Source organism: Microbacterium gilvum (assembly GCF_039543865.1).
GTDB lineage: Bacteria > Actinomycetota > Actinomycetes > Actinomycetales > Microbacteriaceae > Microbacterium > Microbacterium gilvum.
On record NZ_BAABKO010000007.1, the window covers coordinates 147,497 to 170,132 of the forward strand.

24 protein-coding genes and 2 tRNA genes are annotated in these 22,636 nt (G+C 70.5%); 16 read left to right on the forward strand and 10 right to left on the reverse strand.

Annotated features, from left to right (window positions below):
- Window positions 1–109 precede the first annotated feature (109 nt).
- The 6 genes from topA (at window position 110) to ABD998_RS17020 (ending at window position 7,202) form a co-directional block, all read left to right on the forward strand.
- Entirely contained in the window at window positions 110–2,965 is a 2,856-nt protein-coding gene (topA, locus tag ABD998_RS16995; RefSeq protein WP_345441964.1) for a type I DNA topoisomerase, read from the forward strand.
- A complete protein-coding gene (gene tmk, locus ABD998_RS17000) occupies window positions 2,962–3,621 on the forward strand; it encodes a dTMP kinase (RefSeq protein WP_345441967.1) in 660 nt (219 codons plus the stop codon). The genes topA and tmk overlap by 4 nt, the downstream gene beginning before the upstream one ends.
- A 9-nt stretch (window positions 3,622–3,630) precedes the next feature.
- Complete coding sequence (locus tag ABD998_RS17005) at window positions 3,631–4,785, forward strand: DNA polymerase III subunit delta' (protein WP_345441971.1); 1,155 nt, start codon at window positions 3,631–3,633, stop codon at window positions 4,783–4,785.
- The gene (locus ABD998_RS17010; protein ID WP_345441974.1) at window positions 4,782–6,332 is read left to right on the forward strand and encodes an alpha/beta hydrolase; all 1,551 of its coding nucleotides are present in this window, start codon (window positions 4,782–4,784) and stop codon (window positions 6,330–6,332) included. Before ABD998_RS17005 ends, ABD998_RS17010 begins: the two co-directional genes overlap by 4 nt.
- Before the next feature lie 104 nt (window positions 6,333–6,436).
- A tRNA-Thr gene (locus ABD998_RS17015) sits at window positions 6,437–6,512 on the forward strand.
- A 144-nt stretch (window positions 6,513–6,656) separates the two neighbouring features.
- Window positions 6,657–7,202 carry a PH domain-containing protein gene (locus ABD998_RS17020; protein ID WP_345441977.1) on the forward strand — a complete coding sequence of 182 codons (546 nt, stop codon included), beginning with the start codon at window positions 6,657–6,659 and terminating at the stop codon, window positions 7,200–7,202.
- 22 nt (window positions 7,203–7,224) lie between these two features.
- Here ABD998_RS17020 and ABD998_RS17025 read toward each other — a convergent pair whose 3' ends face one another.
- A complete protein-coding gene (locus ABD998_RS17025; RefSeq protein WP_345441980.1) occupies window positions 7,225–7,779 on the reverse strand; it encodes a dihydrofolate reductase family protein in 555 nt (184 codons plus the stop codon).
- 184 nt (window positions 7,780–7,963) lie between these two features.
- Between ABD998_RS17025 and ABD998_RS17030 the strand changes: the two genes are divergently transcribed.
- On the forward strand, window positions 7,964–8,353 hold the full coding sequence (locus tag ABD998_RS17030; protein ID WP_345441983.1) for a hypothetical protein: 390 nt from the start codon (window positions 7,964–7,966) through the stop codon (window positions 8,351–8,353).
- Between the two features lie 5 nt (window positions 8,354–8,358).
- Here the strand turns inward: ABD998_RS17030 and ABD998_RS17035 are convergent, their stop codons facing one another.
- Complete coding sequence (locus ABD998_RS17035) at window positions 8,359–8,553, reverse strand: hypothetical protein (protein ID WP_345441986.1); 195 nt, start codon at window positions 8,551–8,553, stop codon at window positions 8,359–8,361.
- Window positions 8,554–8,596: 43 nt separating this feature from the next.
- On the opposite strand from ABD998_RS17035, the gene ABD998_RS17040 reads away from it, so the two are divergent.
- Both ABD998_RS17040 and ABD998_RS17045 read left to right on the forward strand, forming a co-directional pair.
- The gene (locus tag ABD998_RS17040; RefSeq protein ID WP_345441989.1) at window positions 8,597–9,034 is read left to right on the forward strand and encodes a MarR family winged helix-turn-helix transcriptional regulator; all 438 of its coding nucleotides are present in this window, start codon (window positions 8,597–8,599) and stop codon (window positions 9,032–9,034) included.
- A gap of 19 nt (window positions 9,035–9,053) precedes the next feature.
- Window positions 9,054–9,623, forward strand: coding sequence for an isochorismatase family protein (locus tag ABD998_RS17045; RefSeq protein ID WP_345441992.1), 570 nt, complete (start codon window positions 9,054–9,056; stop codon window positions 9,621–9,623).
- A gap of 30 nt (window positions 9,624–9,653) precedes the next feature.
- On the opposite strand, the gene ABD998_RS17050 is transcribed toward ABD998_RS17045, so the two are convergent.
- Window positions 9,654–9,830: a hypothetical protein gene (locus tag ABD998_RS17050; protein WP_345441995.1), complete on the reverse strand. Its 177-nt coding sequence runs from the start codon at window positions 9,828–9,830 to the stop codon at window positions 9,654–9,656.
- Between the two features lie 59 nt (window positions 9,831–9,889).
- Window positions 9,890–9,965 (reverse strand) — tRNA-Lys (locus ABD998_RS17055).
- 38 nt (window positions 9,966–10,003) lie between these two features.
- On the opposite strand from ABD998_RS17055, the gene ABD998_RS17060 reads away from it, so the two are divergent.
- Window positions 10,004–10,369 carry a hypothetical protein gene (locus ABD998_RS17060; protein WP_345441998.1) on the forward strand — a complete coding sequence of 122 codons (366 nt, stop codon included), beginning with the start codon at window positions 10,004–10,006 and terminating at the stop codon, window positions 10,367–10,369.
- A 97-nt stretch (window positions 10,370–10,466) separates the two neighbouring features.
- Complete coding sequence (locus tag ABD998_RS17065) at window positions 10,467–11,096, forward strand: DNA-directed RNA polymerase subunit beta (RefSeq protein ID WP_345442000.1); 630 nt, start codon at window positions 10,467–10,469, stop codon at window positions 11,094–11,096.
- A gap of 248 nt (window positions 11,097–11,344) precedes the next feature.
- Here ABD998_RS17065 and pstB read toward each other — a convergent pair whose 3' ends face one another.
- The 6 genes from pstB to ABD998_RS17095 all read right to left on the reverse strand — a co-directional run bounded on the left by pstB (window position 11,345) and on the right by ABD998_RS17095 (window position 17,638).
- Window positions 11,345–12,124, reverse strand: coding sequence for a phosphate ABC transporter ATP-binding protein PstB (pstB, locus tag ABD998_RS17070; RefSeq protein WP_345442003.1), 780 nt, complete (start codon window positions 12,122–12,124; stop codon window positions 11,345–11,347).
- Between the two features lie 40 nt (window positions 12,125–12,164).
- Window positions 12,165–13,250 (reverse strand): phosphate ABC transporter permease PstA, encoded by a 1,086-nt coding sequence (gene pstA, locus ABD998_RS17075; protein WP_345442006.1) that lies wholly within the window; start codon window positions 13,248–13,250, stop codon window positions 12,165–12,167.
- Window positions 13,250–14,233 carry a phosphate ABC transporter permease subunit PstC gene (gene pstC / locus ABD998_RS17080; protein ID WP_345442009.1) on the reverse strand — a complete coding sequence of 328 codons (984 nt, stop codon included), beginning with the start codon at window positions 14,231–14,233 and terminating at the stop codon, window positions 13,250–13,252. Before pstC ends, pstA begins: the two co-directional genes overlap by 1 nt.
- 138 nt (window positions 14,234–14,371) lie before the next feature.
- Window positions 14,372–15,481 (reverse strand): phosphate ABC transporter substrate-binding protein PstS, encoded by a 1,110-nt coding sequence (locus tag ABD998_RS17085; RefSeq protein ID WP_345442012.1) that lies wholly within the window; start codon window positions 15,479–15,481, stop codon window positions 14,372–14,374.
- A 163-nt stretch (window positions 15,482–15,644) separates the two neighbouring features.
- Window positions 15,645–16,487: an exodeoxyribonuclease III gene (locus tag ABD998_RS17090; RefSeq protein WP_345442015.1), complete on the reverse strand. Its 843-nt coding sequence runs from the start codon at window positions 16,485–16,487 to the stop codon at window positions 15,645–15,647.
- 35 nt (window positions 16,488–16,522) lie between these two features.
- Complete coding sequence (locus ABD998_RS17095; RefSeq protein ID WP_345442018.1) at window positions 16,523–17,638, reverse strand: mannose-1-phosphate guanylyltransferase; 1,116 nt, start codon at window positions 17,636–17,638, stop codon at window positions 16,523–16,525.
- A gap of 196 nt (window positions 17,639–17,834) precedes the next feature.
- Here ABD998_RS17095 and sdhC point away from each other — a divergent pair, with 196 nt between their 5' ends.
- From sdhC to ABD998_RS17120, 5 genes are all read left to right on the forward strand, one after another.
- The gene (sdhC, locus tag ABD998_RS17100; protein ID WP_345442021.1) at window positions 17,835–18,269 is read left to right on the forward strand and encodes a succinate dehydrogenase, cytochrome b556 subunit; all 435 of its coding nucleotides are present in this window, start codon (window positions 17,835–17,837) and stop codon (window positions 18,267–18,269) included.
- Window positions 18,269–18,745: a succinate dehydrogenase, hydrophobic membrane anchor protein gene (gene sdhD, locus ABD998_RS17105; protein WP_345442024.1), complete on the forward strand. Its 477-nt coding sequence runs from the start codon at window positions 18,269–18,271 to the stop codon at window positions 18,743–18,745. Before sdhC ends, sdhD begins: the two co-directional genes overlap by 1 nt.
- A 20-nt stretch (window positions 18,746–18,765) precedes the next feature.
- Complete coding sequence (gene sdhA, locus ABD998_RS17110) at window positions 18,766–20,595, forward strand: succinate dehydrogenase flavoprotein subunit (protein ID WP_425563001.1); 1,830 nt, start codon at window positions 18,766–18,768, stop codon at window positions 20,593–20,595.
- Window positions 20,595–21,350, forward strand: a complete 756-nt coding sequence (locus ABD998_RS17115; RefSeq protein ID WP_345442030.1) for a succinate dehydrogenase iron-sulfur subunit — start codon at window positions 20,595–20,597, stop codon at window positions 21,348–21,350. Before sdhA ends, ABD998_RS17115 begins: the two co-directional genes overlap by 1 nt.
- 165 nt (window positions 21,351–21,515) lie before the next feature.
- Complete coding sequence (locus tag ABD998_RS17120) at window positions 21,516–22,619, forward strand: BMP family lipoprotein (RefSeq protein WP_345442033.1); 1,104 nt, start codon at window positions 21,516–21,518, stop codon at window positions 22,617–22,619.
- The last annotated feature ends 17 nt before the right edge of the window (window positions 22,620–22,636 follow it).

The following is a 22,636-nucleotide window of genomic DNA, read 5'->3' on the forward strand; positions in this document are numbered from 1 at the left end:
GCTCCGGACGCCGCAGGGCGGCCGTTCCGGCATGCGCGCGGATGATCCGGGCTCCGAGCCGACGGACGGTGCGCCCTGTGTATGGTGTGCTTCGAGGAAAGGACGCCCCTTGGCAAGAGGCAAGACGGCAGCAGGCAAGACGCTCGTCATCGTCGAGTCGCCGACGAAGATGCGCTCGATCCAGGGGTATCTCGGCGACGGCTACGAGGTGCTGAGCTCGGTCGGGCACATCCGCGATCTCGCCGACAAGCGCGACATCCCCGAGAAGGACCGCGCCGCGTACGGCAAGTACTCCATCGACATCGAGCACGGCTTCGAGCCGTACTACGTCGTGAGCGACCGGAAGACGAAGACCGTCACGGAGCTGAAGCGGGCGCTCAAGGAAGCCGACCAGCTCCTGCTCGCCACCGATGAGGACCGCGAGGGCGAGGCCATCGCGTGGCACCTCCTCGAGACGCTGAAGCCGAAGGTCCCCGTCAAGCGCATGGTCTTCCACGAGATCACGCCCGACGCCATCCGCGCCGCCGTCGACAAGACCCGCGAGCTCGACCTCGCCCTCGTCGACGCGCAGGAGACCCGCCGCATCCTCGACCGCCTCTACGGCTGGGACGTCTCCCCGGTGCTGTGGCGCAAGATCGGCTCCGGCTCGTCGGGCAGCGCGCTGAGCGCTGGCCGTGTGCAGTCGGCCGCGACGCGCATGGTCGTCGAGCGCGAGCGCGAGCGGATGGCGTTCGTCTCCGCCGCGTACTGGGGCATCGAGGCGACCGCCGCGCGCGGCGCGGAGGGCTTCTCCGTGCGCCTCGTCCGGGTCGACGGCGCGCCGCTCGCCGTCGGGCGCGACTTCGACGACAAGGGAGCGCTCAAGCGCGCCGTCGTCGTCCTCGACGAGACGGCCGCCCGCGAGCTCTCCGCCGCCATCGAGAAGGCGGGCGCAGGGCGCGTCGCCAAGGTCGAGGCGAAGCCCGGCACCCGCCGGCCCTACGCGCCGTTCACGACGTCGACGCTGCAGCAGGAGGCGGGCCGCAAGCTCGGCATGTCGGCCAAGGTGACGATGTCGGTCGCGCAGAGCCTGTACGAGCGCGGATACATCACCTATATGCGCACCGACTCGACGAACCTGTCGTCGCAGGCGATCAGCGCCGCGCGCGAGCAGGCGGTCTCGCTCTACGGCCCCGACGCCGTGCCGCTCAAGCCCCGCTCCTACGCGTCCAAGAGCAAGAACGCGCAGGAGGCGCACGAGGCCATCCGCCCCTCCGGCGACCGCTTCCGCACGCCGAAGGAGGTCGCCGGCCAGCTCGGCCGCGACGAGCAGCGGATGTACGACCTCATCTGGAAGCGCACGGTCGCGAGCCAGATGGCCGACGCCAAGTTCGAGACGACCACCGTCACGATCGAGGCCGACGCCGAGGGGCGCGCGGTCGAGTTCACCGCCTCGGGCACCGTGTACACCTTCAAGGGCTTCCTCGAGGCCTACGAGGAGGGCCGCGACGAGAAGCGCGGCGACGCCGACGCCGCGAAGGACCAGTCGCTCCCGCAGGTGGCCGAGGGCGACGAGCTCTCGCTCGCCGACGCGATCGCCAAGGGCCACGAGACGTCGCCGCCGCCCCGGTACACGGAGGCGAGCCTCGTGAAGGCACTCGAGGAGCGCGGCATCGGCCGCCCCTCGACGTTCGCGAGCATCATCGGCGTCATCCTCGACCGCGGCTACGTCGTGAAGCGCGGTCAGGCGCTCGTGCCGACATGGATCGCGTTCAGCGTCATCCGCCTGCTCGAGGACCACTTCACCGAGCTCGTCGACTACGACTTCACGGCCGAGCTCGAGGACGACCTCGACGCCATCGCCCGCGGCGAGCAGAAGCGCGTCGACTGGCTGAAGTCGTTCTACTTCGGCGGCGAGGGGCATCCCGGGCTCCGCAACATCGTCGACAACCTCGGCGAGATCGACGCGCGCGCGATCAACTCGATCCCGATCACCGACACCGCGACGCTCCGCGTGGGCAAGTACGGCCCGTACCTCGAGGTCTCCGATCCCGAGAACCCCGACGCCAAGCCGCGCATCGTCAACGTCCCGGAGGAGCTCGCGCCCGACGAGCTGACGGCCGAGAAGGCCGTCGAGCTCATCGAGGCGCCCGTCGCGGGCGACCGCGTGCTCGGCGAGAACCCCGAGAACGGCAAGGTCATCGTCGTCAAGGACGGCCGCTTCGGCCCGTACGTGCAGGAGCAGGATCCGCCGTCGGCGGATGCCGCCGACGCCGCGACGGGCGAGGTCGTCGAGGCGCCGAAGAAGCGCGGCGCGAAGAAGGACGCCGCCCCGAAGCCGCGCACCGCCTCGCTGTTCAAGAGCATGTCGCCCGAGACGGTCGACCTCGCCACCGCGCTGCAGCTGCTGTCGCTGCCGCGCGTCGTCGGCGTCGACCCCGAGTCGGGTGACGAGATCACCGCGCAGAACGGCCGGTTCGGGCCCTACCTCAAGAAGGGCGCCGACTCGCGCTCGCTCGAGAGCGAGAGCCAGATCTTCGACGTCACGCTCGAGAAGGCGCTCGAGCTGTACGCGCAGCCGAAGTACGGCGCGCGGCGCGCGTCGAGCGCCCTCAAGGAGTTCGACGCCGATCCCGTCAGCGGCAAGCCCATCCGCGTGCGCGACGGCCGGTTCGGGCCGTACGTGACCGACGGCGAGACGAACGCGACCATCCCGCGCGGCGAGTCGGTCGACGACGTCGACTTCGAGCGGGCGAAGCAGCTGCTCGCGGACAAGCGCGCCAAGGGCCCCGCCCCGAAGCGCGGCCGCGCCGCCGCGTCGAAGAGCTCGTCGTCGAAGTCCGCGTCGTCGAAGTCCGCGTCCGCGAAGACCTCCGCGGCGACGGCGGCGTCGAAGACCGTGTCGTCGTCCCGCTCGGAGGCGGCCAAGAAGGCCGCGGCAACGCGCGCCGCGAACCGGGCGAAGAAGGCCGCGGAAGGAAAGTGAGCACCGCACGCGGCCTCTGGGTCACGTTCGAGGGCGGAGACGGCGTCGGCAAGACGACGCAGGCGCGCCTCCTCCAGGAGGCACTCGAGGCCGAGGGGCGGACGGTCGTCCGCACGCGCGAGCCGGGAGGCAGCGACGTGGGGCGGCTCGTCCGCGACATCGTCCTCCACCACAGGGGCGACATCGCGCCCCGAGCGGAGGCGCTGCTCTACGCGGCCGACCGCGCGCACCACGTCGCGACCGTCGTGCGCCCCGCGATCGGGCGCGGCGAGGTCGTCATCCAGGACCGCTACCTCGACTCGTCCGTCGCGTACCAGGGCGCGGGGCGCGTCCTCGACGCGGGCGAGGTGCGCGCGCTGTCGCTGTGGGCGGCGGAAGGCGCCCTTCCCGACGTGACGGTGCTGCTCGACCTCGACCCCGCCGCCGCACGACGGCGCCTCGACGCCGACGACAAGCCCTTCGACCGCCTCGAGGCGGAGAAGGAGGAGTTCCACGCCCGCGTGCGGGACGCCTTCCTCGCGCTCGCCGCGGACGAGCCCGCCCGCTTCCTCGTGCTCGACGCCTCGCGCCCCGTGACCGAGCTGGCGGGCGCTGTCCGCGCGCGCGTCGCCGCCGCTCTCGACGCGCCGGGCGGAGACGTCGGCGGCGGTCGTTAGGCTGGCAGCATGACCTCCGTCGCCGCACCTGCGCTCCCGTGGGGCGATGTCTGGGGGCAGGACGAGGCGGTGTCGATCCTCCGCCAGGCGGCAGACGGCGGCAGCCTCGCGCATGCCTGGCTCGTCACGGGTCCCCCCGGCTCCGGTCGCTCGACCCTCGCCTACGCGTTCGCCGCGGCCCTCATCGCGCAGGGCCCGGACGACGTCCACACCATGCGCCAGGTGCTCGCGGGCTCCCATCCCGACCTCACGGCGCTGCGCACCGAGGGCGTCATCATCACGATCGCCCAGGCGCGTGCGCTCGTCGAGCGGTCGTACTTCTCGCCGTCCACGGGCCGCTACCGCGTCATCGTCGTGGAGGACGCCGACCGGATGACCGAGCGCACGTCGAACGTGCTGCTGAAGGCGCTCGAGGAGCCGCCCCCCGAGACCATCTGGGTGCTGTGCGCGCCGAGCGACGCCGATCTCCTCCCGACCATCCGATCGCGCGTGCGGCTGCTGCGCCTGCGCGAACCCGAGGTCGACGACGTCGCACGGCTCATCCAGGCCCGCACGGACGTCTCGGTCGACGTCGCGGAGCAGTCGGCGCGCCATGCGCAGCGTCACATCGGGATGGCCCAGCGGCTCGCGACCGACGAGGCAGCGCGCCGCCGCCGAGACGAGACGCTGCGCGCCGTCCTGCGGGTGCGCGGCATCGGCGACGTGGTCGAGGTCGCGGGCGAGATCGTGCAGGCCGCGACCGACGACGCGAAGGCGCTGACGGCGGAACGCGATGAGGCGGAGCGCAGCGCCCTCCTGCGCACGATCGGCTTCGCCGACGGCGCGAAGATCCCGCCGGCCGTACGGTCGCAGCTCTCGGCGCTCGAGGACGAGCAGCGCAAGCGCGCGACGCGCAGCCTCCGCGACGGCATCGACCGCGTGCTCACCGACCTGCAGTCGCTGTACCGCGACCTCGTCCTCCTCCAGCTCGGCCGCGACGGCGGGCTCATCAACGTCGAGCTGGTCGACGACCTCCGCGCGCTGGCCGCGGCCTGGAGACCGCAGCGCACGCTGCGTGTCCTCGACCACATCGCCGAGACACGCGACGCCCTCGAGCAGAACGTCCAGCCGACGCTCGCGCTCGAGAGCCTGCTCGTCACCATCGTCAGCGGAAGGAAGCCATGATCGCCCGCACACCCCTCGTCCGCCGTCTCGCCGTGGCGGTCGCCGGCGTCGCCGTGGCGGCGACAGCGCTGTCCGGCTGCGTGAGCGCGCTCATCCCCGACGGTGCGACGACGACGGGCACCGAGCCCGTCCTCGACGGCGTCCCCGACGAGCTGCTGCCGATCTACGACCAGCGGCTGGAGTGGGAGGCGTGCGGAAGCGGATTCGAGTGCTCCACCGTCACGGCGCCCCTCGACTGGGACGACCTCGACGCGGGGGAGATCGACCTCGCGATCATCCGCCAGCCTGCGCTCTCGGGCACGTCGCAGGGGTCGATCGTGACGAATCCCGGCGGGCCGGGGGCGAGCGGAATCGATCCCGTGCTGCAGGGGTACGCGGCCGGCACGCCGCTGCAGGAGGAGTTCGACATCGTCGGATGGGATCCGCGCGGCGTGGGCGACTCGACGGCCGTGCGCTGCTTCGACGCCGACGAGATGGACGCCTATCTCTACGACGTGCCGGCGGGCACGCGCGGCTCCGACGAGTGGCAGGCCGACCTCGAGGCGCGCGCGGAGGGCTTCGCGAACGCGTGCGACGCGAACAGCGACGGCATCCTCGAGTTCATCACCACGGAGCAGTCCTCGCGCGACCTCGACCTCATCCGCGCGGTGCTCGGCGAGACCGAGCTCGACTACATCGGCTACTCCTACGGCACCTTCCTCGGCGCCACGTACGCGAAGAACTTCCCGGAGCGCACGGGCCGCCTCGTGCTTGACGGCGCCATCGACCCGTCGGCGTCGGGGGAAGACGTCGGCCTCACGCAGGCGATCGGCTTCGAATCGGCCCTGCGCACCTACATGCAGGCGTGCGTCGACGGCACGACGGGCGCCGACTGCCCCTTCACGGGCACCGTCGACGACGCCATGGGCGACCTCTCCGCGCTCCTCTCCGCGGTCGACGCCAACCCGCTCGCGGCTGCGGACGGCCGGGTCGTCGGCGCCGACACGGTCATGACCGGCATCATCGCGGCGCTCTACAACGAGGCCAACTGGATGTACCTCACGCAGGCGCTCGCCGAGGCGCTCGAGGGCGATCCGGCGACGGCGCTCTTCCTCGCCGACTTCTACAACGGCCGCGACGCGGGCGGCGGCTACGCCGACAACTCGACCGAGGCCTTCAACGCCTACAATTGCATGGACTACCCCGCCGAGTCGGAGGAGGCGTCGGCCGCGGTCGAGCAGCGCATCGCCGAGGAGGCGCCGACCATCGCGCCGTACTGGTCGGGAGCGTCGGTGTGCGCGTACTGGCCGTTCGAGCCCACGGGCACGCGCGGGGAGATCGCCGCGGACGGCGCAGCGCCCATCCTCGTCATCGGCACGACAGGCGACCCCGCCACGCCGTACGAGTGGGCCGTCTCGCTCGCCGACCAGCTGGCGTCGGGCGTCCTGCTCACCTACGAGGGCGAAGGGCACACGGCCTACAACGGCGTGAGCGACTGCGTCAACGAGACCGTCGAGGCGTTCTTCCTGGATGGCACGGTGCCGGAGGACGGCCGCGTCTGCTCGTGATCGAGACGGCCGTGGCGCGAAACGCCCGGCCGTCTCCGCCGGTTCGCCGCACGCGTCGCGAGCCGCTATGCTTGTCTCTTGTGCCGCTCAGGCGGCACGGGAACGCCACCTTAGCTCAGTCGGCAGAGCGATTCACTCGTAATGAATAGGTCGTCGGTTCGATTCCGACAGGTGGCTCCAGATGAGGCCCGGTCGGACGCATGTCCGACCGGGCCTTTCGCGTGTTCCGGGGTGCCGAGGGCAGGTGCGGGGCGGAATCACATCCGCGCGTCCCCTGCCGATACGCTGGCTCCGATCGAGCCAGCCGACAGGGAGGAGCGGACGATGAGCGACGACACGGGAGAGGTTCTCCTGGCCCGCGTGCGCACGCATCCCAAGCGCCTGTTCTGGACGGTCGTGCTCCAGCTCGTCCTCATCGCCGCGCATGTGCTCGTCGCGGTCTTCTGGCCAGCACCGACGGGCGCCGCATGGTTCGACGACTGGGGGCAGCCAGTCGTGCACGCGATCATCGCGATCGTCGAGATCGTCTACTTCGTCGTGCCGGTGAGCAGGTGGTGGTGCACGGTCTTCACCCTCACGACGCTGCGGGTGGAGCGCCGCTGGGGCGTCATCTGGAAGCGGTCCCGGGAGATCCCGCTGTCGCGTATCACGTCGATCGAGGTGCAGCAGGGACTGCTCGACAGGATCTTCGGCTGCGGCACGGTGGTGTTCTTCGACGCCGCGGTCGTCCCGCCCGCGGAGTACGGCCCCCTCGACGAGCCGACCGAGGACGCTCCGATGGTCGGCGTCCGGTTCCTCGACGTCCCGCGGGTGGGGGAGTTCCGCGAGCTCGTCGACCAGGCGCGGTTCGGGCGCGCGGCGCGCGCCTGACGGCCGCACCCCGACGGACGGATCAGCCGTCCGCGCGCCGCCACCGCTCGTAGACGACGCGCCCGCCGAACACGCGAGATTCGACGAGGTCGAGGGCGATCGGATCGGCGACGTGGGGGAGGAGCGGTGCTCCGCCTCCCACGATGATGGGATAGCGGAAGACGCGGAACTCGTCCACGAGACCCAGGGCGATCGCCTGCCCGGCGATCTCCGCCCCGCCGATCTCGACGTCGCCGCCGACCTTGGCTGTGAACGCCGCGATCTCCTCCGCGATCTCTCCCGTCGCGAGTCGCGCGCGGCCATCCACCTCGGACAGGGTGCGGCTGAAGACGAGCTTCGGCAGGGCGGTCCACGCGTCGGCGAAGGCGGCCTCGTCCGCCGTGCCGCGCATGGCGGGATCGGTCTCCCATACGCGCATCGTCTCGTAGAGACGCCGGCCGAGGACGACACCCTTCGCCTCCTGGACGAACGCGAGGTGGAAGGCGAACAGCTCGGCGTCGGGCGCGCCCCACTGGAAGTCCCCCGTGCGGTCGTGGATGTACCCGTCGACCGAAGTGCTCATCGACACGATCAGCATGCGTCACGCTCCTCATCGGACTGCCGTGGTCGGTACCGACTCTAGACCCGGAGCGGCGCGCGGCGGGGGACGGCACCCCCCCTGCCGCGCCATCGCCGGGGGAGCCGCTCCTCTAGAATCGATCTGCCTGTCGCAGAAGGCGCGTCCCGCGTGGCGCGCCTTCTGCCGTACCCCCTGGAGCGTCATGGACCCGAGCAGCGTGATCGGCGCGATCACCGAGCTGTTCTCGTGGATCGGCTTCGGCGCGTTCGCCGTGCTGGGGGCGGCCGCTGTCGTCGCGCGGCTCGCGGACGGCACCTGGACGCCCGTGCGGGCGTTCGTGCTCCCCGACGACGGCATCGTGCGATGGTTCGGGACAGGCCACGTCGTCGGCGAGGCGCCCCTCACCGAGGAGCTGCGCCGAGCGGCCGGCGATGCCGACGAGCTCGACCTCTTCACGCGGGTGGACCATCCGGGCAGCGCGCGACTGCACGCGCGGTCGCCGCTCCCGCGGCTGCTCGCGTGGACGGCGCTGGGGTTCGGCGCCCTCGGCGTCGTCTCGACGGCCGTCCAGCTCGTCCTCGCAGCGGCCTGATCGGATCAGGGGCAGCGCAGCTCGCCGTCCACGAGCACATGGTCCGCCTTGTCCGCACCGCACCGGTGACAGGGCGTGCCGCGGCCCTCGCCGAGCTGGGCGGGGCCCGCCAGACGGATGAGCGTGCCGTTGAACCACTGGTAGAACCCGCCGGCCTCGCGGATCCGCGTGCGGAGGGGCTTCCTTCTGCGAGGGGTCATAGTGATTAGTGTACTAACTATTCGCTCGCGATAGGGTGGATGCGTGACGGAACGCGATGACCTGCTCAAGCTCGACAACCAGCTGTGCTTCGCCATCGTCACCGCCGCGCGCAACGTCGTCGCGATCTACCGGCCGGTGCTCGAGCCGCTCGGGCTGACCCACCCGCAGTACCTCGTCATGCTCGCGCTCTGGGAGGAGTCGCCCCGCACGCTCGGCGACCTCGCATCGGCTCTCGCGCTGGAGCCCGCGACGGCCTCGCCGCTCGTGAAGCGCCTGGAGGCCCAGGGATACGTCCGCAGGGAGCGGCGTGCCGACGACGAGCGCCGCCTCGCGATCGGGCTGACGGAGGAGGGTGCCGCGCTGCGCCGGCTGGCGCTCGAGGTGCCGGAGCAGATCATGGCGCGGACGGGGCTCGACGTCGAACGGCTGACGGCCATCCGCGACGCCCTCGCGCCCTTCGCGGGGAGCGTCGACGCGTGAGGCGGCGTACCCTCTGAGCATGACCAGGGCGCTCCTCATCGTCGACGTGCAGAACGACTTCACGGAAGGCGGCGCGCTCGGCGTCGACGGCGGCGACGCGGTCGCCGCCGGGATCACGCGGCATCTCGCCGATCACGGCGCGGACTACGCGCTCGTGATCGCGTCACGGGACTGGCACGACGCGGACGGCGACAACGGCGGCCACTTCGCGCCCGATGCGCCCGACTTCGTCGACACGTGGCCGGTGCACTGCGTGGCCGGGACGGCAGGGGCGGAGTACGACCCGGGCCTCGACACGTCTGCCGTGACGCATCACGTGAGGAAGGGGCAGGGGAAGCCCGCGTACTCGCTCTTCGAGGGGACCGCGGACGCCGGCGGCACGGTCGCCGAGCTGCTCGCGCAGAACGGCATCGAGGCAGTCGACGTCGTCGGCATCGCGACCGACTACTGCGTCCGGGCCTCGGCGCTCGACGCGATCGCCCTCGGGCAGCACGTGCGCGTGCTGACGTCGCTCGTCGCCGGGGTCGCGGCCGAGTCGTCCGAGCGCGCCCTCGCCGAGCTCGCGCACGCCGGAGCGGAGCTCGTCTAGGGACTCCGGGCCGGTGCGCCCGGACCCACGTCATCCCCGACCCGAGCGTTCGGACGGCGCCGCGAGGACGTCGAGAGCGCCGGTGCGCACCATGGCCTCGTGCCGATCGCGCAGCTCTCGCCGCGTCCGCGCCGAACGGAGGATGCCGCGCGCCGACGCCGTCACGATGACGAGCACCGCGATTCCGGCGAGGTAGGCGATCTCCACCCGCCCAGGGTAGGGGACTGCGCACCGGCAGGTCCAGGACTGATGCAGACGTCTCGTGATGGTGGGCCCAGAGGGGCTCGAACCCTCGACCCGCGGATTAAAAGTCCGATGCTCTACCGACTGAGCTATAGGCCCGCATCCACTTTAGTCGGCCGCGGTGGTAGCTTCGGGCCATGCGAGGCAGGCGCGGCGTCGGAGCGGACGCCGAGAGGGCCGGCCGCGAGTGGTTCGACGAGACGCTCCGGGCGGCGAGAGACGTGCACACGATCGGCGAGCGGCGGGCGTCGGAGGGCATCCTGCTCGCACTCGACCGCTGGTTCATCGACCGCGGCGACCTCCGCGGGCCGTCGGGAGAGCTCGCACTCGTCGTCGAGGCCGTGCTCGCCGACGGGGTGCTCGCGGACCGCCGCGGCATCCGCTACGACCGCGCGGAGTCGGTCCTCGGGAACGCGCTGGGCGAGCACCTCACGCTGACGTTCGACGACGTCGAGCGGCTCGGCGACGCGTTCTTCGCGCACCTCTCCCGGCACGGCCGTTGAAGGGCCCGGCACGGCCGTTGAACGCCTCCTATTCTACCGGCGCCCCCTGGAGGCGCTCCCGGCCCCGCGACGCGGTGCGGCGCGTAGCCTTCTGGGGATGAGTGCGGAGTTCAGCAAGCCGGTGCGCCGGCCGTCCGAGACGTTCGATCGGCTGTTCGCGGGAGCCGATCCCGCGGAGATCTCGCGCGCCGCGCATGCCACCGCGACGGCGCTGCTCGCCCGCGTGCGCCACGAACCGGACGCCGGCGTCGTCGAGCGCCTCGTCTCCTTCACCGCGAGCCACGGCATCGACGACATCGCGGAGCTGTGGTCGCAGTCGCCCGCCCGGTCGCTCCCCGGTTCGCTCTGGCGCCTCTACCTCGTGCAGCTCGCCATCCACGACGACCCCCGGACGGCGTCGCTGCTCTACCAGCGGGGGAGCGCGGAGCTGCACTCGGCCGATACCGTGGTCGCCGGCGCGCCGGCGCCGGCCGGGCCGGACGAGCTCGTCGCGCTCATCGACACCATCCTGCGCGGCGCGTTCACCGGCGACTACGCCGTCGCACTCGACCGCACGGCGGCGTTCTGCCGCGTGCAGGCATCGGGGGCGACGCACCTCGCAGACGACTACGAGCCGACCGAGCCGGCGCGGGCGTCGGAGCTCACGACGCGGGCGCTGCGGCTGTCGGCGTTCGCCGCCGACCTCACGGCGGCGGCGCGGCTGTGGCGACGGGAGTCGCTCGACTGACCGCCGGAGACGACGAAGCCGGGCCGCAGAGAACGCCTCACGGCGGAAGGCCGCTCGCAGCGGCGAATATTGGAGCCCGGGGTTACTGCGGCCCGGCCATCACAGTCTAACGGGCACCGGGAGCACGGCATTCCCGGCGGGTGCCCAGCCGCCCGTGCAGCCCGGGCGCGTCGGGGGATGACCGCTGCCCGGAGACGCCGGAGGCCGATCCCGCCGAGCGGGACCGGCCTCCGAGGCGCGCGGACTGCTCAGCCGAAGCGGCCGGAGACGTAGTCCTCGGTCGCCTGCACCGACGGCGTCGTGAAGATCTTCGTCGTGTCGTCGTACTCGATGAGCTTGCCGGGCTTGCCTGTGCCGGCGATGTTGAAGAACGCGGTCCGGTCGCTCACGCGCGAGGCCTGCTGCATGTTGTGCGTGACGATCACGACCGTGTAGTCGTTCTTCAGCTCGCCGATGAGCTCCTCGATCGCGAAGGTCGAGATCGGGTCGAGCGCCGAGCACGGCTCGTCCATGAGGATGATGTCGGGCGACACGGCGATCGCGCGCGCGATGCAGAGACGCTGCTGCTGGCCGCCCGACAGGCCCGAGCCCGGCTTGTCGAGGCGGTCCTTGACCTCGTTCCAGAGGTTCGCGCCCGTGAGCGACTTCTCGACGAGGTCGTCGGCGTCGCCCTTCGAGATGCGCTTGTTGTTGAGCTTCACGCCCGCGAGCACGTTCTCGCGGATGGACATGGTCGGGAACGGGTTCGGCCGCTGGAAGACCATCCCGACCTGCCGGCGCACGAGCACGGGGTCCACGCCCTGCCCGTAGAGGTTCTGGCCGTCGACGAGGACCTCGCCCTCGACGCGCGCGCCCGGGATGACCTCGTGCATGCGGTTGAGCGTGCGCAGGAACGTGGACTTGCCGCATCCCGACGGGCCGATGAACGCCGTGACGGTGCGGGGCTTGATGTCGATGGACACGCCCTCGACGGCGAGGAAGTCGCCGTAGTAGACGTTGAGGTCGTTGACTTCGATGCTCTTGGACACCTGGGTCTCTTTCTGTGGAGTCGTTCGGGTCGAGGGGCCGTCAGCGGCCGGTCATCTTCGGGGCGAAGATCTTGGCGATCAGACGCGCGGCGAGGTTGAGCACCATGACGATGAGGATGAGGGTGAGAGCGGCCGCCCACGCGCGCTCGAAGTACGCATCGGCCGGAAGACCGGGGTACTTCGCCTGCATGTAGGCGAACACGGGGAGCGTCGCCATCTGGCCGTCGAACATGTTGAGGTTCATGTTCGGGACGATGCCGACGGTGAGGAGGAGCGGTGCCGTCTCGCCGATGACGCGCGAGATGGCGAGCATGACGCTCGTCGTGATGCCGGCGATCGACGTCGGGATGACGATCTTGACGATCGTCAGCCACTTCGGCACGCCGAGCGCGTACGACGCCTCGCGGAGCTCGTTCGGGACGATCCGGAGCAGCTCCTCGCTGCCGCGCACCACGACGGGGATCATGAGCACCGACAGGGCGAGCGAGCCCATGATGCCCATGCGGGTTCCGGCCCCGAAGAGGAGGGCGAACACCGCGTAGATGAACAGGCCCGCGACGATCGACGGGATGCCGGTCATGACGTCCACGAGGAACGTGATGGCCTTCGCGAGTCGGCCGCGCCCGTACTCGACGAGGTAGATCGCCGTCATGAGCCCGATCGGAACCGAGATGACGGTGGCGCCGAGGGTGATGAGCAGCGTGCCCCAGATGGCGTGGACGGCCCCGCCGCCCTCTCCGGCGATGTTGCGCATCGAGAAGCTGAAGAACTCCCCGTCGAAGCGCGCGATGCCGTTCACGACGACCGTGTACAGCAGCGAGATGAGCGGCAGCAGCGCGATGATGAACGCCGTCGCGACGAGCGTCGTCATGACGCGGTCGACCGCGTGCCGACGCGTCTCCCCGAGGGAGGACGTGAGCGCGATGAGGCCGATGTAGACGACCATCCCCACGAAGACGGTGCCGGCGATGTTGAACTCCGCGATGTCGCCGCTCGTGTTCAGCACCGTGAAGAGCACGGCTGAGGCAAACATCGAGAACGCGAGGAGCGCCCACGGCACCCAGCGCGGGAGGTGGCCTGCGGAGAGCGACGCGCGGGGTGCGGCGCCTGCGGTGACGGCGGACATCAGTTCGCTCCAGAGAACTCGGCACGACGCGCCACGATCCAGCGCGCGATCGCGTTGACGGCGAAGGTGACGATGAACAGGATGAGGCCGGCCGCGATGAGCGTCGACACGCCCTCGTCGTGCGCCTCGGGGAACCGGAGGGCGATGATCGCGGGGATCGTCGTCGGGTTCTCCGGGTTGAGCAGGTTGAACGTGACGATGCCGAGGGGCGAGAGCACGAGCGTCACGGCCATCGTCTCGCCGAGTGCGCGTCCGAGCCCCAGCATGGCGCCCGACACCATGCCGCTGCGCGCGAACGGGAGCACGGCCATCCGCACCATCTCCCAGCGCGTCGCGCCGAGCGCGAGCGCAGCCTCCTCATGGAGCTTCGGCGTCTGCAGGAACACCTCGCGGCAGATGGCGGTCATGATCGGAAGGATCATGACCGCGAGCACGAGCGACGCCGTGAGGATGGTCTTGCCGGTGCCCGACGGCGTCCCGCCGAAGATCGGGATCCACCCGAAGTTGCTGTTCAGCCACTGGTAGAAGGGGACGAGCATCGGCGCGAACGTCAGGGCCCCCCACAGGCCGAACACCACGGAGGGGACGGCCGCCAGCAGGTCGATGACGTAGCCGAGCACGGCGGCGAGCCGGCGCGGGGCGTAGTGCGAGATGAAGAGCGCGATGCCGAGTGCGATCGGCGCGGCGATGACGAGCGCGATCGCCGACGCCCACAGCGTGCCGAAGACGAAGGGCCACACCCAGGCGAGGAACGGCTGCCCCTCGAGGATGTGGTTGTCGGAGGTGTCCGCCTTGAACGCCGGGATCGCCTGGACGATGAGGAAGATCGCCACCGCGGCGAGGGTGATGAGGATGATCGTCCCGGCCGCGAGCGCGGTTCCCGAGAAGATCCGGTCGCCGAGGCGCGTGACGGCCTTGGGCCGCGCCGTCGGGCCGGAGGGAGCGCCGGAGGGCGCCTCGCTCTCCGTGGTGGTCGTGGTCATGCGGTCCCGCTCCTCGGGTGGTCGGATCGTGATGGGGTGCGTGGTTCGCACGGAGATGCCCCCGCGCCGCGATCCCGGACGGATGCGGAGCGCGGGGGCACCTTCATGGTCGTGTCGAGCTGTCGAGGCCCTTGCGGGTCACTCGACGACGATGGCGTCGAGAGCCGTGGCGATCTGCTCCTGCAGAGCGGAGGAGAGCGGGGCGCTTCCGGCGGCCTCGGCCGCGACCTGCTGGCCGTCCTCGCTCGTGACGTAGGAGATGTACTCCTTGACGAGGGCCGCGACCTCGGCGTCCTCGTACTCGGTGCAGGCGATGAGGTAGCTCACGAGCGCGATCGGGTAGGCGCCGGCGGGAGCGGCGGCCGGGTCGACGGCGAACGCGAGGTCGTGGGCGGAGCGGCCCTCCTCGAGCGGCGAGGCCTCGACGAGCGCGGCGGTCGCGTCGGCCGAGTACGCGACGAACTCGTCGCCGTTCTGGACCGCGACCTGGCCGAGGCCCTCGGTGCGGGACGCGTCGGCGAAGCCGATGTAGCCCACGCCGTTCGTGATGGCGTCGACGACGCCCGACGTGCCGTCGGCGCCCTCACCCGACTGCAGCGGCCACTCGTCGGAGGCCTCGTTCGTCCACACCTCGGGCGCGGTCGCCTCGAGGTAGGCGGTGAACGTCTCCTGCGTGCCCGACGCGTCGGCGCGGTGCACCGGCACGATCGCCTGGTCGGGGAGCTCGACGCCCTCGTTGAGCGCGGCGATCGCGTCGTCGTTCCAGTTGGCGATGTCGCCCGCGAAGATGCCGGCGATCGTCGCCGCGTCGAGGTTGAGCGTGTCGATGCCCTCGAGGTTGAAGGCGATCGCGACGGGGGAGATGTAGGCGGGGACCTCGAGGATGTCGTCGCTCGTGCACGCGCCGAAGCCGCCGGCGGCGATCTCGTCGGCCGTGTAGGCGCGGTCGGAGCCGATGAAGTCGGAGGCGCCGGAGATGAAGTTCTCACGGCCGGTGCCGGAGCCCGTGGCGGTGTAGAGCACGGTCGCGTCGGGGTTCGCGGTCTGGAACGCGGTGACCCACGCCTGCTGCGCGGCCTCCTGCGAGGAGGCGCCGGTCGCCTCGATCGTGCCGCTGATCGAGCTGGCGGCGGAGTCCTCGGTGCCACCGGTCGACGACGTGGTCCCCTCGTTCGCGGCGCAGCCGGCGAGGGACAGGGCTGCGACGGCGCCCACGGCGGCCAGGCTCGAAAGACGAGTGATCTTCACGGTGAATCCTCATTCGGTTCAGTGTCAGGGATGGCCCCGCCGGGTCGCAGGGCACGTGGTGACGCTAGGAGTGCCGGATGACCAGACTGCGGTGCGCAGGTGAACACGCGGTGAACGAGGACGGGCGAACGCCGAAGGCCCCGCGGGGCCTCCGGCGTCGGGGTCAGAACGCGTAGTCGACGACGACGGGGGCGTGGTCGGTCCAGCGCTCGGCGTACGAGGCGTGCCGGTCGACGCGGTACGCGCGGACGCGCTCCGCGAGCGGAGGCGTCGCGAGCTGGTAGTCGATGCGCCAGCCCGTGTCGGTGTCGAACGCCTGGCCGCGCTGCGACCACCAGGTGTAGGGGCCCGGGACGTCGCCGTGGAACCGGCGGCCGACGTCGACCCAGCCGAGCCCCGTGCCCGTCGTGCCGTCGACGCCCGTGATCTCGGCGCCCTTCTCGCCGAGCCAGCGGTCGAAGTAGGCGCGCTCGCGCGGGAGGAAGCCGGCCTTCTTGACGTTGCCCTTCCAGTTCTTGATGTCGAGCTCGCGGTGCCCGACGTTGAGGTCGCCCGTCACGACGGCATGGGCTCCCTCGGCCGCGAGCTCGGGCAGTCGCGTGCTCATGGCGTCGAGGAACGCCCACTTCTGCTCCTGCTTCGGGGTGTCGACCTCGCCCGTGAACACGTACGCGCTCACGACCGTCACCCGCTCGCCCTCGACCTCGAAGTCGGCCTCGAGCCATCGCCCGTTCGACTCCAGCGCGTCGTCGCCGAGGGTCGTGCGCGACGCTGTCGGCTCGAGCCTGCTCGCGATGGCGACGCCCGCGCGCCCCTTCTGCAGGGCGACGTCCTCGAGGATGGTCCATCCCGGGAGGGCGGCGTCGAGGTGCTCGCGCTCGCCGCGCACCTCCTGGAGCGTGAGGATGTCGACGTCGGCTGCGTCGAGCCATCCGGCCATGCCCTTGCGGGCGGCGGCGCGGATGCCGTTGACGTTGACGGTGGCGACGCGGAGGTTTCGTGGCATGCCGTCCAACCTACCGAGCGCCCCCGACAGCGGCCTCAGAGCACGTTGTCGCGGCCGCCCTCGTGCAGCTTGCCCACGACGCCCTTGACGCGCTGCGCGTGCTCGTTCGTCGTCACCAGGAGCGCGTCCTCCGTGTCGACGACGATGAGGTTCTCGACCCCGATGACCGCGATGACGCGGTTGGAGTGCGACACCACGAGGCCCGTCGACTCGTCGACGATGACCTTCTCGTTGTCGCCGAGCACGCTCATCCGCTGGCTGTCGCCGTCGGCGACGAGGTTCGACAGGCTCGCGAAGTCGCCGACGTCGTCCCAGTCGAACTGGCCGGGAACGACGGCGAGACGCCCCTTCGCGGCCGCGGGCTCGGCGACGGCGTAGTCGATCGCGATCTTCTTGAGCGTCGGCCACACGCGGGCGACGGTCTCCTCCTTGCGGGACGGGTCGTCCCACGCCTCGGCGAGCTCGACGAGGCCCGCGTGCAGCTCGGGCTCGTTCGCCTTCAGCTCCTCGAGCAGCACGTCGGCGCGCGAGATGAACATGCCCGCGTTCCAGAGGAAGGAGCGGTCGGCGTAGTAGCGCCGCGCCGTCTCGAGGTCGGGCTTCTCGACGAAGGTGTCGACCATCGCCGCGAGCGGCGCGTCGTCGACGACGAGCTCGTCGCCCGTCTTGATGTAGCCGAACCCCACGGCAGGCTCGGACGGCTGGATGCCGATGGTGCAGATGTAGCCCGCGCGAGCGACGGCGACGGCCTGGCGCACCGTGAACTCGAACACGCGCTGGCGCTTGATGACGTGGTCTGCGGCGAACGAGCCGATGACGACGTCGGGATTGCGGCGGTGCAGGATGGCCGCGGCCAGGCCGATGGCGGCGGCCGACTCGCGAGGGTCGGCCTCGACGAACACGTTGTGCTCCGGCATGTCGGGAAGCGTGTTCTCCACCTTCGGGCCGTGCGCGCGGCCCGTCACGACGGCGATGTGCTCGCGGTCGGCGAGGGGGAGGAGCCGGTCCCAGGTCTCCTGCAGCAGCGACCGCCCGGATCCGGTCAGGTCGTGCAGGAACTTCGGGGTCTCGGCGCGGGAGAGGGGCCACAGTCGCGAGCCCACGCCGCCCGCGGGGATGACGGCGAAGAAGTCCTTGATCGGTTCAGGCATGCGCCCAGGCTACAAGGCGGGCGTTACGGTCTCGCGTCGCGACGAGCGGCCATCCGGTAAGGTTGCCCTGACCTCTCGATGTCGAGACAGTTAGGCCCTCCTCGATGGCCGACGTCCTCGGCTGGGAGTAGCCTGAAGGGCGATCGGCGGCGCCGCCATGCGCCCGCCTCGCAAGGCTGAGAGCAGGAGGACGATCTTGTCCGCTACCGTGCGTCCGACACCGCGGGTGTCGGAGACGACATCGAGAACACCGAGGGGCACCCTGTACCGCGGCCGCGAGGGCATGTGGTCGTGGGTGCTGCACCGCATCACCGGGATCGCGATCTTCTTCTTCCTCCTGGTGCACGTGCTCGACACCGCGCTCATCCGCGTCTCCCCTGAGGCGTACGACGCGGTCATCGGCACCTACCAGACCCCCATCATGGGCGTCGGCGAGGTCGCCCTCGTCGGCGCGATCGCGTTCCACGCCTTCAACGGCCTGCGCATCATCCTCGTGGACTTCTGGTCGAAGGGCGCGAAGTACCAGCGTCAGCTCTTCTGGGGCGTGCTGGGCGTGTGGGCGGTCGTCATGGCCGGCTTCACCCCGCGTCACCTCATGAACGTGTTCGGCGACTTCGGAGGGGGGCACTGATGACCGCAGCGGATCTCGCGGCACCCCGCTCGCCGCAGCGCCCGGCTCGTCGGGGCGTCAACCTCGAGAAGTGGGGATGGCTCTACATGCGCGTCTCCGGCGTGCTGCTCGTGGTGCTCATCTTCGGCCACCTCTTCGTCAACCTCATGGTGCCGGAGGGCGGCGTGCACGCGATCGACTTCGCGTTCGTCGCCGGCAAGTTCGCCTCGCCGTTCTGGCAGTGGTGGGACGTGCTCATGCTCTGGCTCGCCTTCATCCACGGCGCCAACGGCATGCGCACGATCGTGAACGACTACGTGCAGGGCAAGACCGTGCGCACGGCGCTCGTCGGGGTGATCATCGTCGTCGCGGCGCTCATGATCGTGCTCGGCACGCTCGTCGTGTTCACCTTCGACCCGTGCGCCGGCGTGTTCGGGGCGTTCGAGAACCCCGACAGCGTGCTGTACGAGGTCTGCCAGGCCGCCGCGGCCAACTGACGACAGGATTGATGGAAGACGTGACTGCACAGCACCCCGATGCCGTCCTCAAGGACGGCGTCTACTACCACGAGTTCGACATCGTCATCGTCGGTGCGGGCGGCGCCGGCATGCGCGCCGCCATCGAGGCGGGCCCCGGCGCGAAGACCGCCGTCATCACGAAGCTCTACCCCACGCGCTCGCACACGGGCGCCGCGCAGGGCGGCATGGCCGCAGCTCTCGCGAACGTGGAGGAGGACTCCTGGGAGTGGCACACCTTCGACACCGTCAAGGGCGGCGACTACCTCGTCGACCAGGACGCGGCGGAGATCCTCGCCAAGGAGGCCATCGACGCGGTCATCGACCTCGAGAACATGGGCCTGCCCTTCAACCGCACGCCCGACGGCAAGATCGACCAGCGCCGGTTCGGCGGCCACACCGCTGAGCACGGCAAGACGCCCGTGCGCCGTGCGTGCTACGCCGCCGACCGCACGGGGCACATGATCCTGCAGACGCTGTTCCAGAACTGCGTCAAGCTCGGCATCAACTTCTTCAACGAGTTCTACGCGCTCGACCTCATCACGGTGGAGGGCGAGGACGGCGAGACGAAGATCGCGGGCGTCGTCGCCTACGAGCTCGCCACGGGCGACCTGCATGTCTTCCACTCCAAGGCCGTCATCTTCGCCACCGGCGGATTCGGCAAGGTCTTCAAGACGACGTCGAACGCGCACACCCTGACGGGCGACGGCGTCGGCATCATCTGGCGCAAGGGCCTCCCGCTCGAGGACATCGAGTTCTTCCAGTTCCACCCGACCGGTCTCGCCGGCCTCGGCATCCTCCTGACGGAGGGCGCCCGAGGCGAGGGGGCGATCCTGCGCAACGCCTCCGGCGAGCGGTTCATGGAGCGGTACGCCCCGACCATCAAGGACCTCGCGCCGCGCGACATCGTGGCGCGCTGCATGGTCAAGGAGGTGCTCGAGGGGCGCGGCGCCGGTCCGCACAAGGACTACGTCTACCTCGACTGCACGCACCTCGGCGCCGAGGTGCTCGAGACGAAGCTCCCCGACATCACCGAGTTCGCGCGCACCTACCTCGGCGTCGACCCCGTCGTCGAGCCCGTGCCCGTCATGCCGACCGCGCACTACGCCATGGGCGGCATCCCCACGAACAACGACGCCGAGGTGCTCGCCGACAACACCACCGTCGTCCCCGGCCTCTACGCGGCGGGGGAGTGCGCGTGCGTGTCCGTGCACGGCGCCAACCGCCTGGGCACGAACTCGCTCCTCGACATCAACGTGTTCGGCAAGCGCGCCGGCCGCCGCGCCGTCGAGTACGTGAAGAACGGCGGCGAGCTCGTGCCGCTGCCCGACGACCCCGCCGCCGGCGTGCGCGAGCTCATCGAGGGCGTCCGGAACGCCAAGGGCACCGAGCGCATCGCCGACATCCGCCGCACGCTGCAGGAGGAGATGGACGCCAACGCCCAGGTCTTCCGCACGGAGGAGACCCTGACGAACGTCATGGGCACCATCCACGACCTGCGCGAGCGGTACAAGAACATCTACGTCGACGACAAGGGCAAGCGCTTCAACACCGACCTGCTCGAGGCGGTCGAGCTCGGCTTCCTGCTCGACCTCGCCGAGATCGTCGCCTACGCCGCGCGCAACCGCAAGGAGAGCCGCGGCGGCCACATGCGCGAGGACTACCCCGACCGCGACGACGAGAAGTACATGCAGCACACGATGGCCTACCTCACGGGCGACCCGCACTCGCCCGACCCGGAGGACCACATCCGGCTCGACTGGAAGCCGGTCGTGTTCACGAAGAACGACAAGGGCGAGCTCACCTACCCGCCGATGGAGAGGAAGTACTGATGTCGATCGTCGCCGAGGCCCCCGCGGCCGAGACCGCCATCCAGTCGTACCTCGTCACGTTCATCGTGCGCCGGTTCGACCCGGAGACCGACAGCGAGCCGCGCTGGGTCGACTACGACGTCGAGATGTACCCCACCGACCGCGTGCTCGACGCGCTCCACAAGATCAAGTGGGAGACGGACGGGTCGCTCACCTTCCGCCGCTCGTGCGCGCACGGCATCTGCGGGTCGGATGCCATGCGCATCAACGGACGCAACCGCCTCGCCTGCAAGACGCTCATCAAGGACCTCGACATCTCGAAGCCCATCTACGTGGAGGCCATCAAGGGCCTGCCGCTGGAGAAGGACCTCGTCGTCGACATGGACCCATTCTTCGCGGCCTACCGCGAGGTGCAGCCCTTCCTGCAGGCGTCGAGCGCCCCCGAGCCGGGCAAGGAGCGCCGTCAGACGATCGCCGACCGCGCGCGCTTCGACGACACCACGAAGTGCATCCTGTGCGCCGCGTGCACCTCGTCGTGCCCCGTGTTCTGGACCGATGGGCAGTACTTCGGCCCCGCCGCGATTGTGAACGCGCACCGGTTCATCTTCGACTCGCGCGACGACGAGGCGCAGGTGCGCCTCGACATCCTCAACGACAAGGAGGGCGTGTGGCGCTGCCGCACGACCTTCAACTGCACCGAGGCCTGCCCGCGCGGCATCGAGGTCACGAAGGCCATCGCCGAGGTGAAGCAGGCGGTCCTCAAGGGCGGCCGCTGAACCGAGCGGTGCATGAGGGCCCGGGGCGCCGCCCCGGGCCCTCATGACGTTTTGTAACTATCACGTTGCGGACGAGCGGATGGGCCGTTTCGCGTGATCGAAGACGACTATCGTGAGCATATTGGCCCTGCGACGGTTCGGGGCCCGCACACTCTGGAGGAAAGTGTGAAGACCACGAAGAAGGCTGCGTTCAGCGGCGTCGCGCTCGCCGCGTCGGCCCTGCTGCTCGCCGGCTGCGGCTCTGCACCCGAGGAGACGACGGGCGGCGAAGAGGTCGACAGCGACTTCAGCCCGTGCCTCATCTCGGACGCCGGCGGCTGGAACGACCGCTCGTTCAATCAGTCCGCCAAGGAGGGCATGGACCGCGCGGCCGAGGAGCTCGGCATCGACGTCACAGAGATGGAGTCGACGAGCGCGAATGACTACGCCCCGAACCTCGAGGAGCTCGTGGCGCAGGGCTGCTCGCTCATCATCTCCGTGGGCTTCAACCTCTCGGCCGCCACGGTCGAGTCGGCGCTCGCGAACCCCGAGATCGACTACGCGATCATCGACGACTGGGCAGACAACGACTTCGACGGCGAGGTCGACGCGCCCAACATCAAGCCGCTCGTCTTCGACACCGCCCAGGCGGCCTACCTCGGCGGCTACGCGGCCGCGGCGTGGTCGGCGCAGTCGGGTGTGAACAAGGTCGGCACGTTCGGCGGCATGCAGATCCCGTCGGTCGCGGTCTTCATGGACGGCTTCCAGTACGGCGTGGAGAAGTACAACGAGGACAAGGGCGCCGCCGTCGAGGTCGTCGGCTGGGACGCCGAGGCGCAGTCCGGCTCGTTCACGGGCGCCTTCGACGCGAACGACGTCGCGCGTCAGACCGCGCAGGGAGTGCTCGACCAGGGCGTCGACGTCATCCTGCCCGTCGGCGGCCCGATCTACACGAGCGCCGCCGCCGCGATCGCCGACAGCGGTGAGGACGTGCTCCTCATGGGCGTCGACAGCGACCTCGCGGTGAAGGAGCCCGACCTCGCCGACATCGTGTTCGTGTCGATCGAGAAGGCCATCGACCAGGCCGTCTACGACGCGACCGTCACCGCCTCCACGGGCGACTTCGACGTCGAGCCCTACATCGGAACGCTCGAGAACGAGGGCGTGGCGCTGTCGAGCTTCCACGACTTCGAGTCGCAGCTCCCGGAGGGCCTCGTCGACGAGCTGGCGACGCTGCAGGAGCAGATCGTCTCGGGCGACATCGTGGTCGAGTCGGAGAACTCGCCGTAAACCGCAGCCGCGCCGCG

Coding starts and splice junctions, on each gene's coding strand:
- ABD998_RS17005 (WP_345441971.1), top strand. CDS start 3,631: ATGACCTCCGTCGCCGCACCTGCGCTCCCGTGGGGCGATGTCTGGGGG.
- ABD998_RS17010 (WP_345441974.1), top strand. CDS start 4,782: ATGATCGCCCGCACACCCCTCGTCCGCCGTCTCGCCGTGGCGGTCGCC.
- ABD998_RS17020 (WP_345441977.1), top strand. CDS start 6,657: ATGAGCGACGACACGGGAGAGGTTCTCCTGGCCCGCGTGCGCACGCAT.
- ABD998_RS17025 (WP_345441980.1), bottom strand. CDS start 7,779: ATGCTGATCGTGTCGATGAGCACTTCGGTCGACGGGTACATCCACGAC.
- ABD998_RS17030 (WP_345441983.1), top strand. CDS start 7,964: ATGGACCCGAGCAGCGTGATCGGCGCGATCACCGAGCTGTTCTCGTGG.
- ABD998_RS17035 (WP_345441986.1), bottom strand. CDS start 8,553: ATGACCCCTCGCAGAAGGAAGCCCCTCCGCACGCGGATCCGCGAGGCC.
- ABD998_RS17045 (WP_345441992.1), top strand. CDS start 9,054: ATGACCAGGGCGCTCCTCATCGTCGACGTGCAGAACGACTTCACGGAA.
- ABD998_RS17060 (WP_345441998.1), top strand. CDS start 10,004: ATGCGAGGCAGGCGCGGCGTCGGAGCGGACGCCGAGAGGGCCGGCCGC.
- ABD998_RS17065 (WP_345442000.1), top strand. CDS start 10,467: ATGAGTGCGGAGTTCAGCAAGCCGGTGCGCCGGCCGTCCGAGACGTTC.
- pstA (WP_345442006.1), bottom strand. CDS start 13,250: ATGTCCGCCGTCACCGCAGGCGCCGCACCCCGCGCGTCGCTCTCCGCA.
- pstC (WP_345442009.1), bottom strand. CDS start 14,233: ATGACCACGACCACCACGGAGAGCGAGGCGCCCTCCGGCGCTCCCTCC.
- ABD998_RS17090 (WP_345442015.1), bottom strand. CDS start 16,487: ATGCCACGAAACCTCCGCGTCGCCACCGTCAACGTCAACGGCATCCGC.
- ABD998_RS17095 (WP_345442018.1), bottom strand. CDS start 17,638: ATGCCTGAACCGATCAAGGACTTCTTCGCCGTCATCCCCGCGGGCGGC.
- sdhD (WP_345442024.1), top strand. CDS start 18,269: ATGACCGCAGCGGATCTCGCGGCACCCCGCTCGCCGCAGCGCCCGGCT.
- ABD998_RS17115 (WP_345442030.1), top strand. CDS start 20,595: ATGTCGATCGTCGCCGAGGCCCCCGCGGCCGAGACCGCCATCCAGTCG.